Annotated in this window: 14 protein-coding genes; 12 read left to right on the top strand and 2 right to left on the bottom strand. The window is 73.5% G+C overall.

Going from position 1 to position 14,653, the window contains the following annotated elements; translation table 11 throughout:
• Positions 1–109 precede the first annotated feature (109 nt).
• Both LN652_RS06925 and LN652_RS06920 read left to right on the top strand, forming a co-directional pair.
• A complete protein-coding gene (locus LN652_RS06925; protein WP_230443944.1) occupies positions 110–853 on the top strand; it encodes a hypothetical protein in 744 nt (247 codons plus the stop codon).
• Between the two features lie 105 nt (positions 854–958).
• On the top strand, positions 959–1,354 hold the full coding sequence (locus LN652_RS06920; protein WP_230443943.1) for a hypothetical protein: 396 nt from the start codon (positions 959–961) through the stop codon (positions 1,352–1,354).
• Here LN652_RS06920 and valS read toward each other — a convergent pair.
• Entirely contained in the window at positions 1,323–3,956 is a 2,634-nt protein-coding gene (gene valS / locus LN652_RS06915) for a valine--tRNA ligase (protein WP_230443942.1), read from the bottom strand. The genes LN652_RS06920 and valS overlap by 32 nt on opposite strands.
• A gap of 75 nt (positions 3,957–4,031) precedes the next feature.
• Here valS and LN652_RS06910 point away from each other — a divergent pair, with 75 nt between their 5' ends.
• On the top strand, positions 4,032–4,973 hold the full coding sequence (locus LN652_RS06910) for a GNAT family N-acetyltransferase (RefSeq protein ID WP_230443941.1): 942 nt from the start codon (positions 4,032–4,034) through the stop codon (positions 4,971–4,973).
• A 10-nt stretch (positions 4,974–4,983) separates the two neighbouring features.
• Positions 4,984–5,991 (top strand): hypothetical protein, encoded by a 1,008-nt coding sequence (locus tag LN652_RS06905; protein ID WP_230443940.1) that lies wholly within the window; start codon positions 4,984–4,986, stop codon positions 5,989–5,991.
• An 18-nt stretch (positions 5,992–6,009) separates the two neighbouring features.
• Here LN652_RS06905 and LN652_RS06900 read toward each other — a convergent pair whose 3' ends face one another.
• A complete protein-coding gene (locus LN652_RS06900; protein WP_230443939.1) occupies positions 6,010–6,942 on the bottom strand; it encodes a quinone oxidoreductase family protein in 933 nt (310 codons plus the stop codon).
• Positions 6,943–7,006: 64 nt separating this feature from the next.
• Between LN652_RS06900 and LN652_RS06895 the strand changes: the two genes are divergently transcribed.
• The 8 genes from LN652_RS06895 to mrdA all read left to right on the top strand — a co-directional run bounded on the left by LN652_RS06895 (position 7,007) and on the right by mrdA (position 14,652).
• A complete protein-coding gene (locus LN652_RS06895) occupies positions 7,007–8,368 on the top strand; it encodes a bifunctional folylpolyglutamate synthase/dihydrofolate synthase (protein ID WP_230443938.1) in 1,362 nt (453 codons plus the stop codon).
• A complete protein-coding gene (locus LN652_RS06890; protein WP_230443937.1) occupies positions 8,365–8,769 on the top strand; it encodes a DUF4233 domain-containing protein in 405 nt (134 codons plus the stop codon). The genes LN652_RS06895 and LN652_RS06890 overlap by 4 nt, the downstream gene beginning before the upstream one ends.
• Positions 8,766–9,200, top strand: coding sequence for a GNAT family N-acetyltransferase (locus tag LN652_RS06885; RefSeq protein WP_230443936.1), 435 nt, complete (start codon positions 8,766–8,768; stop codon positions 9,198–9,200). Before LN652_RS06890 ends, LN652_RS06885 begins: the two co-directional genes overlap by 4 nt.
• 9 nt (positions 9,201–9,209) lie before the next feature.
• Positions 9,210–9,641, top strand: coding sequence for a nucleoside-diphosphate kinase (gene ndk / locus LN652_RS06880; protein WP_230443935.1), 432 nt, complete (start codon positions 9,210–9,212; stop codon positions 9,639–9,641).
• Positions 9,642–10,044: 403 nt separating this feature from the next.
• Complete coding sequence (locus tag LN652_RS06875) at positions 10,045–11,088, top strand: rod shape-determining protein (RefSeq protein ID WP_230443934.1); 1,044 nt, start codon at positions 10,045–10,047, stop codon at positions 11,086–11,088.
• Positions 11,088–12,026 (top strand): rod shape-determining protein MreC, encoded by a 939-nt coding sequence (gene mreC, locus LN652_RS06870; protein ID WP_230443933.1) that lies wholly within the window; start codon positions 11,088–11,090, stop codon positions 12,024–12,026. Before LN652_RS06875 ends, mreC begins: the two co-directional genes overlap by 1 nt.
• A complete protein-coding gene (gene mreD, locus LN652_RS06865) occupies positions 12,023–12,535 on the top strand; it encodes a rod shape-determining protein MreD (protein ID WP_230443932.1) in 513 nt (170 codons plus the stop codon). Before mreC ends, mreD begins: the two co-directional genes overlap by 4 nt.
• Complete coding sequence (gene mrdA, locus LN652_RS06860; protein WP_230443931.1) at positions 12,532–14,652, top strand: penicillin-binding protein 2; 2,121 nt, start codon at positions 12,532–12,534, stop codon at positions 14,650–14,652. The genes mreD and mrdA overlap by 4 nt, the downstream gene beginning before the upstream one ends.
• The last annotated feature ends 1 nt before the right edge of the window (position 14,653 follow it).

The following is a 14,653-nucleotide window of genomic DNA, read 5'->3' as shown; positions in this document are numbered from 1 at the left end:
AACGGACTACGTCGCCCTGGTCCTCCCGGGTGGTCCCGGGCCATCGAGGGTGGCCCGACCGTCCGGTCCCACGAGAATCCACGCGACAGCCTGCGTGGAGAGGGGACCGGTGAAGAGCGAGCAGTGGCGACCGCTCGTCGCGTTCGCGTTCGTGTCGGTGCTGTGCGCCGTGCTGATGACGGTGTCCGCGACCGGCGGCTTCGGTGCCGACCTCTTCCGCCCCGGCCGGCCGATCGCCGCGCCGCGCGTCGCCGAAGCGCCCGCGGCCCGCGCGACCCCCGCGACCCGCGCGCCGATCATGGTGCCCGCCGAGCTGAGCGCCGTCGCGCCGAGCGTCGGTGCGTCGACCCGCGAGGCCCCGCAGCAGCCCTCCTCCGGGGCGTCCTGGACGGCCGCGGGCGCGGTCGACACCCCGGAGTCGGGCGGCCGTGGCAGCGCGGCCCAGCCGACGTCGCCGACCCCCACCACCGAGCCCACCACGGAACCGACGGCCGTGCCCACCGTCGAGCCGACCACCGAACCGACCGCCGTGCCCACCGCCGAGCCGGGCCGCGACGCGGAGAAGGCCCAGCGCGAGGCGGAGCGGGAGGCCGCGAAGGCAGCACGGGACGCCGAGCGGGAGGCGGAGAAGGCGCAGCGCGAGGCCGAGCGGGCGGCCGCGGAGGCGGCGCGGGAGGCGGAGAAGGCGCAGCGCGAGGCCGAGCGAGCGGCCGCGAAGGCGGCGCGGGAGGCGGAGAAGGCGCAGCGCGAGGCGGAGCGGGACGCGGCGCAGGCGGCTCGCGAGGCGGAGAAGGCGCAGCGAGAGGCCGAGCGGGACGCCGCGAAGGGCGGTTCCGGGGGCGACCGGGGCTGACCGACCGGCACCCTCGGACGGGGCCGCGCAGCGCCGGTCGGAGCCGGTCCAGACCAGGTCCGGTCGTTCGGCGTCATGACCCGCGGGGTGCGCCGTCTCTCAGGTGTGTGGGATGCAGACCAGGCCGGCGTCGACCGGGTGCGGCCGTTCGTGGGGTTCGCCCTGGCGGCCGTGCTGTGCGCGGTGCTGACCGGGGCCGCGGCCAACGGCGTCAGCCTCGGGGACCTGTTCCACCCGGCTCGGCCGATCGCTGGTGCGGATGGGGCACCGGCAGGACGCGCGGACCGGGTCGTCGGGGACCTCGACGACGCACCGAGCGTGGTGCGGCTGCCGGCCGAGCTCGCCGCACGCCAGCCGGGGACGACGGTCCCCGACGCCGACCGGGAGTCCACAGGGGAGTCCGCCCGGTCGGTGCGCGCGTGGTCGACCTCCTCGCGGCGGGACCTCCCGCCGCGAGGGGCCGACCTCGTCAGTCCTCGGTCGGGGCCAGCTCGGCGCTGACCCGCAGGTCGCCGGCCGACTCGTCGGCGACGAACTCGAGGTCACCCACGATGGTGCCCACCGCGCGCAGGTCGTCCTGCGCCTCGCGGGCGGCGTCGACGAGCGCTTGCGGGCCCGTGACGACCACGCGCGACAGCGGGGCGCGCATCTTGGCCTTGGCCTGCGACTTGGCGCCGCGGATGCCGGTCAGCGCGGCCGCGACCGCGTCGAGGACCAGCGGCTGGGACGCCGCGGCCGAGCCGAGGTCCGCGGCCGTCGGCCACGACGCGTGGTGGATCGAGCCCTCCTGCCACCACGACCAGACCTCCTCGGTCGCGTAGGGCAGGAAGGGCGCGAGCAGCCGCAGCTGGACGTGCAGCGCGATCGCCAGCGTGGCGCGGGCGGAGGCGGTGCCGGCGCCGCCCTCGGTGGCGTACGCCCGCTCCTTGACCAGCTCGAGGTAGTCGTCGCAGAACTCCCAGAAGAACTTCTCGGTGACCTCGAGCGCGGTGGTGTAGTCGTAGGCGTCGAACGCCTCCGTCGCGCGGCGCACGACGACCTCGAGGCGGCCGAGCAGCGCGCAGTCGACCGGCGCGCTGACCGACGCCGGGCTGAGCTCGGTGGCGCCCACGTTGCCGAGGACGAACTTCGAGGCGTTGAGGACCTTCATCGCCAGCCGGCGGCCGACCTTCATCTGCGACTCGTCGAACGGCGAGTCCAGGCCCGGGCGGCCGATCGCGGCGCGCCAGCGGACGGCGTCGGCGCCGTACTTGTCGAGGATGTCGGTCGGCACGACGACGTTGCCCTTCGACTTCGACATCTTCTTGCGGTCGGGGTCGACGATGAAGCCGGAGATCATCGCGTGCGACCACGGCACGACCTGGTGCTCGTAGTCGGCGCGGACCACGCGGGAGAACAGCCAGGTGCGGATGATGTCGTGCGCCTGGGTGGCGAGGTCGTAGGGGAAGACCCGCGAGAACAGGTCGTCGTCGACCTCCCACTGGCCCGCGATCTGCGGGGTGAGGGACGAGGTCGCCCAGGTGTCCATGACGTCCGGGTCACCGATGAAGCCGCCGGGCTTGCCGCGCTGGTCCTCGGTGTAGCCCTCCGGCGCTTGCGTGGACGGGTCGACCGGCAGCTGCGCCTCGGCCGGCATCAGCGGGTGGTCGTGGTCGGGCTCGCCGTCGGCGTCGAGCGGGTACCAGACCGGGAACGGGATGCCGAAGAACCGCTGGCGCGAGATCAGCCAGTCGCCGTTGAGGCCACCGACCCAGTTGTCGTAGCGGTGCTTCATGTGGGCGGGGATCCAGGTGATCTCCTCGCCGCGGACCAGCATCTCCTTGCGGAGCGCGGCATCGCGCCCGCCGTTCTTGATGTACCACTGGCGGGTGGCGATGATCTCGAGCGGCTTGTCGCCCTTCTCGTAGAAGTTCGCCATCCGCTGCGTCGGCTTCGGCTCGCCGTCGAGGTCGCCGGACTCCCGCAGCAGCGCGACCATCGCCTCGCGGGCGCTGAACGTCGTCTTGCCGGCGAGGTCGGCGTAGGCCGTCGCGGCGGCCTCGGCCGACAGCCACTCGGGCGTCTCGCGGGTGAGCCGGCCGTCGCGGCCGACGACCGTGCGGACCGGGAGGTCGAGCTCGCGCCACCACATGACGTCGGTGAGGTCACCGAAGGTGCAGCACATCGCGATGCCGGCGCCCTTGTCGGGCTCGGCGGCGGGGTGGGCGAGGACCGGGATCTCGACGCCGAAGACCGGCGAGGTGACCGTGGTCCCGAAGACGTCCTGGTAGCGCTCGTCGTCGGGGTGCGCGATCAGCGCGACCACGCTCGGGATCAGCTCGGGGCGGGTGGTCTCGATGTGGATCGGGGAGCCGTCCGGGCGGTGGAAGGCCACGCGGTGGTAGGCGCCCGGGTAGTCGCGCGCCTCGAGCTCGGCCTGTGCGACGGCGGTCTGGAACGTGACGTCCCACAGGGTCGGCGCCTCGGAGAGGTACGCCTCGCCGCGGGCGAAGTTGCGCAGGAACGCGCGCTGGCTGACGGTGCGGGAGTGGTCGCCGATCGTGGTGTAGGTCGGGTTCCACTGCACCGACAGGCCGAGCTGGCGCCAGAGCGCCTCGAAGGCCTTCTCGTCCTCGACGACGAGCTGCTCGCACAGCTCGATGAAGTTCGGCCGGCTGACCGGGACCTGCTTCTTCGCGTCGGGCTTCTCGGGCGGCGTGAAGTCCGGGTCGTAGGGCAGGGTCGGGTCGCAGCGCACGCCGAAGTAGTTCTGGACGCGGCGCTCGGTCGGCAGGCCGTTGTCGTCCCAGCCGATCGGGTAGAAGACGGCCTTGCCCTGCATCCGCTGGTAGCGCGCGATCAGGTCGGTGTGGCTGTAGGAGTAGACGTGGCCGACGTGCAGCGACCCGCTGACGGTCGGCGGCGGGGTGTCGATGGAGTAGACGTTCTCCCGCGGCTGCGTGCGGTCGAAGGCGTAGGTGTCGTTGTCGGCCCACGCGCGCGACCACTTCTCCTCCAGGCCCTCCAGCGCCGGGCGGTCCGGTACGACGACGGCACGCTGGTCGGTGCTCGTCGTCGTGACCGGGTCGGTGCCCGGGACCTGGGTGCTGGGGTTCTCAGTCATGCCGGAAGTCTATTGAGGGCACTCCTGCCTGCGAAAACGAGTATCGCTCCGGCGCGTGCGAACTACCGTGGCGCCATGGACGACCTCGGCGCCGGCCCCTTCGCCCTCGAGTTCTTCGACGAGCCCGAGGCCTTCCTCCTCTCCGCCGAGGAGGTGCTCGCCCGTGAGCCCGTGCTGGGCAGCGTGATCGCCTCCGTCACGACCCGCACCGCGCGCGAGCTCGCCGACGGGCAGGACTCGTGGGCCGAGGTCGGCGCGCCCTTCGACCGGTGGTGGCTCGTCGTGCGCGACGACGCCGGCCGGGTGGTCAGCGCGGCGATGCGGACCGCGCCGTTCCGGCCCCACCCGACCTTCGCGATGCCGATGCCGGAGGCCGCCGCCCGTGAGCTCGCGGTCGTCCTCCACGCCCGTGGCGAGCTGCTCGGGGGTGCGAACGGCGCCCTGCCGGGCGCCGAGGTGCTGGCCCGCGAGACCGCCCGGCTGTGGGGCGGTGAGCTGGTCGTCGCGAAGGGCAGCCGGCTGTGGGAGGCGGTGTCGGTCGAGGTGCCGCCCGCCCCCGAGGGGCGACTGCGCCGGGCGACCGAGGACGACGCCGCGACCGTGCTCGCCTGGTTCCGCGAGTTCCACGTCGAGGCCGACCAGCAGGCCGGGCGCGAGCCCGACCCGGCGTCGGGGGAGCACAACACCATGGACAGCGTCCTGGGGCGGATCCGCGAGGGCGTCGAGTGGGTGTGGGAGCTGCCCGACGGGACGCTCGCCCACCTCAGCGGGTCGGGCGTCCCGGCCTACGGCGTCGCCCGGGTCGGCCCGGTCTACACCCCGCAGGAGTTCCGCGGCCGCGGCATCGCGTCGTACGTCGTGGGCGAGCTGACCCGGCGCGGGCTCGACGCGGGCGTGCGGATGTGCCTGTTCACCGACACCGCCAACCCGACGTCGAACAAGATCTACGCCGGGCTCGGCTACCGCCCGGTGGTCGACATGGCCGAGCACCTCGTCAGGCTGCCGGCCAGCCCCTAGGCTCCCGGGGGTGCGGCGCCTCCTCGTCCTGCTCCTGTCCCTCGTGGCCACCGCGACCGCCTCGGCCCCGGTCGTGGCCGGCGCCGTGCCGACGGGGGAGCGGCGCGCGGCGGTGCACACCGTCGGCGGCTGCGCGGTGTTCCCGGCCGACAACCCGTGGAACCGACGCATCGACCACCGACCGGTCTGGCGGTGGTCGCAGGCGATCGTGCGACGCCAGGCCGCCGGGCACGACCTGCACCTCGACCTCGGCACCACCGAGGAGTACTACGGCATCCCGGTCACCGTCGTCGACGCCGACCAGCCGCTCCTGCCCCTGCAGTTCGGCACCGACGGCGAGGACTACGGCGACGAGAGCGACCGCGGGCCCGTGCCGGTCCCGGCCGACGCCGCGATCGAGGGAGGCAGCACCGTCGACCCCGACCCCGCCGAGGGCGACCGCCACGTGATCACCGTGCGGCGCGGCACCTGCGACCTCGTCGAGCTCTACGCCGCCGAGCGGGTCCGCGACGCGTCCGGGGCCGTGGTGGGGTGGCGCGCCGCGGCGGCCGCCCGCTGGGACCTCTCCTCCAACCGGCTGCGCCCCGCCGGATGGACCTCCGCCGACGCCGCCGGCCTGCCGATCCTCCCCGGCCTGCTGTCCTACGACGAGGCCGCGTCGGGCCGGATCACCCACGCGCTGCGCTTCACGCTGCCCGTCGCCCGCAGCGCGTACACGTGGCCGGCCCGGCACTGCGGCCCGCGCGGCAACACGGCCCGCACGCTCCCGGCGTACGGGATGCGGTTCCGGCTCCCGCGGTCGTTCCCGGCCCGGCGCTACACGGGCGTCGCGCGGACCATCGTGGTGGCGATGAAGCGCTACGGGCTGGTCTACGCCGACCAGGGGTCGTCGATGTTCGTCACCGGCACCGCCGACCCGCGGTGGGAGGACGCGCTCGACCAGTTCCGCGCGCGACCGCTGGACGGGCGCTCGCTGCAGGTCGTGGAGCCCTGGCGGCGGGTCGTCTCCTGCGGGTGACCCCTCAGGGGCAGCGGGTCAGGGGCGCAGGGCGAGCTTGCCGCCGGGGTGCCCGGCCATGAGGAACCGGGCCGCCTCGACGGCCTCGGTGAGGGCGAAGGTGCGCGCGACCGGCACCACGAGCCGGCCCTCGGCGGCCAGCCGGACCAGGCCGGCGCGCGCCGCGTCGCGGAACGCGGCGCTCGCGGGCATCGCCCCGGCGATGGCGCGGAAGCCCTCGGCCCGCGCCCGGTCGGCGGCGGCGATGGTGACGACGCGGTCGCGGTCGGCGACCAGCGCGAGCGAGGTGTCGACGGCCTCGTCGGTGCCGACGCAGTCCAGCGCCGCGACGACGCCGCCGGGCGCGAGGTCGCGGACCCGCTGCTCCAGCCCCGGGCCGTACGCCACCGGCGTGCCGCCGAAGCGCGCCACCGAGTCGAAGCTGTGCGGCCCGGCCGTGCCGACGACCCGGGCGCCCAGGAGGGCGGCCTGCTGCAGCAGGCTCACGCCCACTGCGCCGGAGGCGCCGTGCACGAGGACGGTGTCGCCCTCGGCCACACCGGTCACGTGGAGCATCTCGGCGGCGGTGGTGCCGGCCAGGAGCAGGTTGGCCGCCTCGTCGAAGGACAGCGCCTCGGGCTTGGCGAACACGTCGCCCGCGGGCACGGTGAGCTCGCTGGCCCAGCCGCCGACGACCCGGAAGGCGAGGACCTCGTCGCCCACGGCGACGTCGCCCGAGGCGATGGTCGTCCCGGGTCCGACCGCGGACACGACACCGGCCACCTCGTAGCCGACCGGTCGCGGGAAGTCCTCGGCCCGCCCGCGCGACACGTGCTTGGCGTCGGCCGGGTTCATCCCCGCCGCACGCACCTCGATGGTCACCTCGCCGGCTGCGGGCGCGGGCACGTCGCGCTCCTCCAGCACCAGCACGTCGAGGTCTCCGGGACGGGTCGCGATCCACTGCAGGGCCATGCGTCCCAGCCTGCCAGCCGCTCGTCTGGGACTCCTCGCCCCGGGTCAATAGACTCGGGGCGCCATGACTGACGCCCCCGCAGACTCCCCGCGCCTCGCGCAGACCTTCGACGAGGTCGAGGACGCCCTCCTGTCCCGCTGGCCCGAGACCCGGCTCGAGCCGAGCCTCGACCGGATCGAGGCCTTCACCGAGCTGCTGGGGGAGCCACAGCGCTCGTTCCGTGCGATCCACCTGACCGGCACCAACGGCAAGACCAGCACCAGCCGGATGATCGAGACCCTGCTGCGGGCGCTCGACCTGCGCACCGGGCGCTTCACCTCGCCGCACCTCGAGCGGATGAGCGAGCGGATCTCCGTCGACGGTGAACCGCTCGACGACGAGGCCTTCGTGCGTGCCTTCAACGACGTCGCGCCCTACACGCACCTCGTCGACGCCGAGCAGGACCACCCGCTGAGCTTCTTCGAGACGATGGTCGGCATGGCCTACGCCGCCTTCGCGGACGCCCCGGTCGACGTGGCGGTCGTCGAGGTCGGCATGGGCGGCAGCTGGGACGCGACCAACGTCCTCGACGCCGACGTCGCGGTGGTGCTGCCGATCGCGGTCGACCACGCGAAGTACCTCGGCGACGACCCGGCCACGATCGCGGTCGAGAAGGCCGGGATCATCAAGCCCGGGTCGGTGGCCGTGCTGGCCGAGCAGACCCCCGAGGTCGCCGCCGTGCTGCTCGAGCGCGCCACCGAGGTGGGCGCCACCGTCGCCCGCGAGGGCATGGAGTTCGGCGTCGTCTCGCGCACCCCCGCCGTCGGCGGCCAGGTCGTGACGCTGCGCGGGTTGCGGGCGACGTACGAGGACGTGTTCCTGCCGCTCTACGGTGCCCACCAGGCGCAGAACGCCGCCGCTGCGCTCGCCGCCGTCGAGGCCTTCGGCAGCGGTGAGCTCGACGACGCCCTGGTGCGGGCCGCGTTCGCCGAGGTCACCTCGCCCGGTCGCCTCGAGATCATCCGGCGCAGCCCGACCATCGTGCTCGACGCGGCCCACAACCCGCACGGCGCCGAGGCCGTCGGCGCGGCGCTCGACGACTCGTTCTCCTTCAGCCCGCTGGTGGGGGTCGTCGGCGTGATGGAGGACAAGGACGCCGACGGCCTGCTGTCGGTGCTGGAGCCGCACCTCGCCCACGTCGTCTGCACCCAGAACTCCACCCCGCGGTCGATGTCGGCCGCTGCGCTGGGTCGGGTGGCCGCCGAGGTGTTCGGCGAGGACCGCGTGTCCGTGGTCGCCGACCTCGCCGAAGCGATCGACCGCGCCGCGACCCTGGCCGAGGCGCAGGAGGCGATCGACGTCTCGATCGGCGCCGGTGCCGTGCTGGTCACCGGTTCGGTGGTGACCGTCGGCGAGGCCCGCTCGCTGCTGAAGGGACGGCGATGAGCGAGGAGCAGCCCACCGCGGACGTCCCCGCGGCCCCTGCCGAGCGCTCGCCGCGGCGCGGGATGGCGGCCGCGGTGCTGAGCCTGGAGGCGATCACGCTCGGCCTCACGACCCCGGTGATGATCACCATCGCCGACGTCGACACCGGCCTCGCGCTGGCCGTCGGGCTCGGGCTCGCGGTGGTCTGCGTGCTGCTCGCCGGGATGCTGCGCGCGGAGTGGGCCTACACCGCCGGCTACGTCGTGCAGGTCGCCGCGGTCGCGCTCGGCTTCGTCCTGCCGGTGATGTTCGGGCTCGGCGCGATCTTCGCCGTGCTCTGGACCACCGCCGACCTGCTCGGGCGCCGGATCGAGCGCGAGCGTGCCGCCGCGTGGGCGGCCTGGCGAGAGGAGCAGCAGTGACCTTCACGACCACCGTCGGCGAGGGCGACCCGGCGCTCGACCAGCGGCTGTCCGATGAGCTCGACGCCGTCAACGCCGCCGCCATGGCGCACGCGGGGGAGCAGCGCGAGCTCACCGTCCGGATCGAGGACGGCGAGGGCCTCGCCGCCGGCATCAGCGGCTGGACGTGGGGCCAGGCGGCCGGGATCGCGATGACGTGGGCGCGCGCCGACGTCCGCGGCGCCGGCCTCGGGGCCCGGCTGCTGGAGGCCTTCGAGGCGGAGGCGGCGCGCCGCGGCGTACGGCACGTGTTCGTCACGTCGTTCACCTTCCAGGCGCCCGCGTTCTACGAGCGCCACGGCTACGTCGAGCTGGCCCGCTGGGAGTCGCTCCCGGTGCCCGGCGAGGCCGACGTGCACCTGCGCAAGGAGCTCGCCGGCCCCGCTCGCTAGGCTGCGGTCATGACCGACGTCCAGCGCTCCCTCGTCCTCGTCAAGCCCGACGGCGTCCGCCGCGGCCTGTCCGGCGAGATCCTCCGGCGGATCGAGGCCAAGGGCTACGGGCTCGTGGCCGTCGAGCTGCGCACCGCGACCGCCGAGGTCCTCGCCGAGCACTACGCCGAGCACGAGGGCAAGCCGTTCTACGGCCCGCTCGTCGACTTCATGCTCTCCGGCCCGGTCCTCGCCGTCGTGATCGAGGGCGAGCGCTGCATCGAGGGCTTCCGCTCCCTCGCCGGCGCCACGGACCCGACCGTCGCCGCCCCGGGCACCATCCGCGGCGACCTCGGCCGCGACTGGGGCCTGTCCGTCCAGCAGAACCTGGTCCACGGCTCCGACGCCCCCGAGTCCGCCGCGCGCGAGATCGGCATCTGGTTCCCCGAGCTCGCGGACTGACGCGAGCTCGCTCGCGGTCAGTTCGCGAGCGAGGCATCTTTCACCTCAGCGCCAAGCGTGCGCGCGCCACGCGCTGAGCGAGGCATCCTTCACCCCAGCCCGAGCAGGCGCGGTCAGTCCGCGAGCGAGGCATCTCCCACCCCAGACCCGAGCAGGCGGACGCGCCCACCGGACGTACTTGTCAGGCTCTCGCTGAACTTGTCGGCCCGTGCATGCCCTGACAAGTTCAGCGATCCCCGGTCAGCCGGGGATCACTGGAGCGACATCGAGTTCACCCCAGTCACACACGCCCCGCGCGTGTCCTGCCGGGATCGCCCGCCCGCGCTCCTTAACCTGAGCGTGGGTCGGCTGGGACAGGTCGGCCCGTCTTCCCCACCACCCGACCTGCAAGGGCTCCAGCGGCATGGCACTGAATGGCAAGACAGCGGGCCTCGTCGGCCGCGACATGGCCGTCGACCTCGGCACCGCCAACACGCTGGTCTACGTCCGCGGCAGGGGCGTGGTGCTCGACGAGCCGTCGGTCGTCGCGATGAACACCACCACCGGCGAGGTGCTCGCGGTCGGCCACGAGGCCAAGCGGATGATCGGCCGCACGCCCGACAACATCGTCGCCATCCGGCCGCTCAAGGACGGCGTGATCGCCGACTTCGAGGCGACCGAGCAGATGCTGCGCTACTTCATCCACCAGGTGCACCGTCGCCGCTACTTCGCCAAGCCGCGGATGGTCATCTGCGTGCCGAGCGGGATCACCGCGGTCGAGCAGCGCGCGGTCAAGGAGGCCGGCTACCAGGCCGGCGCCCGCAAGGTCTACATCGTCGAGGAGCCGATGGCCGCGGCGATCGGCGCCGGGCTCCCGGTGCACGAGGCGACCGGCAACATGGTCGTCGACGTCGGCGGCGGCACCACCGAGGTGGCGGTGATCAGCCTCGGCGGCATCGTCACCAGCCTGTCGATCCGCACGGCGGGCGACGACCTCGACCAGGCGATCATCGCGTGGATGAAGAAGGAGTACTCCCTCATGCTGGGGGAGCGCACCGCCGAGGAGATGAAGATGACCCTCGGGTCGGCCTTCCCGCTGCCCACCGAGCCCGACGCCGAGATCCGCGGCCGCGACATGGTCTCCGGCCTGCCCCGCACCGTCGTGGTGTCGAGCGCCGAGCTGCGCCAGGCGCTCGAGGAGCCGCTGCACAACATCATCGACGCGGTCCGGACGACGCTCGACCAGACCCCGCCCGAGCTCGCCGGCGACATCATGGACCGCGGCATCGTCCTCACCGGCGGCGGTGCCATGCTGCGCGGCCTCGACGAGCGGCTGCGCCACGAGACCGGCATGCCGGTCCACGTCGCCGAGGAGCCGCTCTCGTCGGTCGCCTACGGCGCCGGCAAGTGCGTCGAGGAGTTCGAGGCCCTCCAGCAGGTCCTCGTCTCGGACCCGCGGCGGTTCTGATGGCCGGTCTGGGGGGACACGACGGACGCGAGCGCCGTTGGCGCGGCACCGCCGAGCTCGAGTCGCGCAACCGTCCGCCGCGCTCGCTGCTCGTCGCGCTGGTGCTCGCCAGCATCACGCTGGTGACGCTCGACGTGTCGGGCGGGGGGTCGTCGCCGCTGGAGCCCGCGCGCCGTGCCGTCGGCGAGGCGTTCGGGCCCGCCGAGTCGGCCGCGGCGGCCGCCGTGCGCCCGTTCACCGCGGTGCCCGACTGGTTCCGCTCCAAGGACGACCTGTCCGACCGGGTCCGCGCGCTCGAGGCCAGCAACGCCGAGCTCCGCGGCCAGGTCGAGCTCGCCGGGTTCGACCGCAACCGGCTCGAGCAGTACGACGGCCTGACCTCCGCCGCCGAGGACCTCGGCTCCGCGCTGGTCCCGGCCCGCGTCGTCGCGATCGGCCCGCGGCAGTCGCAGAGCTTCACCGTCACCATCGACGCCGGCTCGGAGGCCGGCGTCGGTCCCGACATGACTGTGGTCAACAACGACGGACTGGTCGGCCGGGTGCTGCGGGTGACCCGCGGCACCGCGACCGTGCTGCTGGTGATCGACCCCGACTCGACCGTGGGCGGACGGGTCGGCTCGAGCATGGAGATCGGCTTCGTCACCGGCAGCGGCTCGCTCGACCAGGACGCCGGGCTCGACCTGCGGCTGGTCGACGACACGACGGTGCCGGCCCGGGACGACACGGTCGTCACCTGGGGCAGCGACACCGGCCCGTACGCCCCCGGCGTGCCGATCGGCACGATCACCGAGGTCTACAGCTCGGTGCGCGAGGCTACCCAGCGCGCGGTCGTGAAGCCGTTCGTCGACTTCTCCGCGCTCGACGTCGTGGGCGTGATGGTGCCGAGCGGCACGGAGAGCGACCGCGCGGTCGTCGAGGCCGACGGGAGCCTCCGGTGAAGGGCCTGCGCACCGGCGTCGCGGTGCTCGCCGTCGTCGTCGCCCTCGTTGTGCAGGTGTCGCTGTTCCCGCACCTGGCGTGGCACGGCATCGTGCCGAACCTGTGCCTGCTGGTCGTGGTCGCGGCCGCGCTGACCGTCGAGGCGCCGTTCGCGATGGTGCTCGGCTTCACCGCCGGCCTCGCCCTCGACCTCGCCCCGCCCGCCGACCACGTCGCCGGCCGCTGGGCACTGGCGCTGACGGTCGTTGCGTTCCTGGCCGCGCGGGTGCGGCAGGACCAGAAGCCGAGCGCACTCGCGGTCGTCGGCACGGTCGCCGCGGCGTCGTTCGTCGCGACCTCGCTCTTCGCCCTCACCGGCGTGCTCCTCCAGGACCCCGCGATGTCGGTGTCGGGCCTGCTCGAGGTGGTCCTGGTCGCGGTCGTGTGGGACGTGCTGCTGACGCCGTTCGTGCTGCCGCCCCTCATGCGGCTCTTCACCCGCCTCAGCCCGCAGTGGGCGACCTCGTGAGGCGCCCGTCGACCACCGGGCGGATGCGCCTGGTCGTGGTCCAGGTGCTGGCGTTCTCGCTGTTCGCGACGCTGTTCGTCCGGCTCTACTACCTCCAGGTGATCGGCGGTGACGCCTACCAGGCGCAGGCCGCCAACCAGTCGGTGCGCGACATCGTCGTCCAGCCCCAGCGCGGCCTGATCGTCGACAGCCAGGGCCGGCCGCTGGTCGCCAACCGCACGTCGTGGGTGATCTCGGTCGACCGGACCCTGCTCGGCAAGCTCGGCGAGGGCCAGCGCACCGAGCTGGTCCGCCGGGTCGCCGACGTGGTCAGCGCGACGCCCGAGGACGTCGAGGCCCGCCTGGTCACCTGCGGCGACCCGGGCAGCGTGCGCGACGTGTGCTGGAACGGCTCGCCCTACCAGCCGGTGCCGGTGGCGACCGACGTCCCGAAGAAGGTCGCGCTGCGGGTGCTGGAGCAGCCGGAGGACTACCCCGGCGTGCTCGCCGAGCAGCAGAACGTCCGGTCCTACCCCCGCCCGTTCGGCATCAACCTCGCCCACGTGCTCGGCTACCTCAGCCCGGTCACCGAGGACGAGTACGACGCAGCCGCCGCGCGCGACGACCGCTCGCTCAACGGCGCCTCCGTCGTCGGCCGGGCCGGCGTGGAGAAGCAGTACGACGAGTGGCTGCGCGGGCTCCCCGGCTACCGCCGCGTCGCGGTCGACTCGATGGGCCGCGTGCTCGGCGACGACTCGATGGTCGAGAGCACCCCCGGCGACACCCTCGTCACCTCCATCGACGCCAAGGTGCAGGCGGTGGTGGAGCGGCAGCTCGCCGAGCGGATCAAGGTCCAGCGGGCCACGTTCGACAAGGTCACTGGGCGCAACTACGAGGCCGACTCGGGCGCCGCCGTGGTGCTCGACGCGAAGACCGGCCGGGTGATCGCGATGGCGAGCCAGCCGACCTACGACCCCGACGTGTGGACCGGTGGCATCAGCGAGGACCAGCTCGCCCGGCTCTACTCCGAGAAGGCCGGCACGCCGCTGCTCTCGCGTGCCACCCAGGGCCAGTTCGCGCCCGGCTCGACGTGGAAGCCGTTCATGACCGCGGGTGCGCTCACCAACGGGTACTCGATGGACACCACGCTGCCGTGCTCCTCGGGCTTCCAGGTCGGCAACCGGGTCTTCCGCAACCACGAGTCCGGCGCCTACGGCACGATCGGCTTCGCCCAGGCGCTCGAGGTCTCGTGCAACACGTTCTTCTACCGGATCGGCTACGACTTCTGGCAGCGCTTCGGCAGCGACCCGGCTGACATCGACGCCAGGGACCCGCTGGTCGAGGAGGCCAAGGACTTCGGCTTCGGCTCGCGCACCGGCGTCGACCTGCCCGGCGAGGCGCCCGGCCGGATCGCCGACCGGCACTGGAAGCAGGCCTACTACGAGTCGCAGAAGGACTACTACTGCGACCTGGCCGGCAAGCCGCAGACGGCCGACACCAGCGACTTCGTCTACACGTTCGCGCGCGAGTTCTGCCTCGAGGGCAACCTGTACCGCGCCGGCGACGCCGTGAACTTCTCGATCGGCCAGGGCGACACCATCGTCACGCCGCTCCAGCTGGCCCGTGCCTATGCGGCGCTCTCCAACGGAGGCACGCTGTTCGCGCCGACGGTCGCGAAGGCGCTGGTCAGCCCCGAGGGCGAGGTGCTGCGTCGGATCACCCCGAAGAAGGTCGCCCACGTCGACGTCCCGCAGAAGTACCTCGACTTCATCGACCAGGCGCTCCAGGGCGTCACGCGCACGGGCACGATGGCGTGGAAGATGATCGACTTCCCGCTCGACCAGGTCACGGTCCGCGCCAAGACCGGCTCGGCGGAGGTCTACGGCAAGCAGTCGACCGGCTGGGTCGCGTCCTACACCGAGGACTACGTCGTGGTGATGATGATCAGCCAGGCCGGCACCGGCTCCGGGTCGACCGGCGACGGCATCCGCAAGATCTGGGAGGCGCTCTACGGCATCGACGGCACCGACGTCCGCGCGGCGAACGCGGCCACGCCCGGCACCGTGCCTCCGGCGTCGCTGCCGCAGTTCCTCGACGACGGCTCGATCATGCCGCCCGTCGTGAAGGCAGGGGAGTGAC

Origin of the sequence: Nocardioides okcheonensis (genome assembly GCF_020991065.1) — a bacterium.
GTDB lineage: Bacteria > Actinomycetota > Actinomycetes > Propionibacteriales > Nocardioidaceae > Nocardioides > Nocardioides okcheonensis.
Note: the sequence above shows the minus strand (reverse complement) of the source record. Positions and strands in the feature narration are given on the sequence as shown.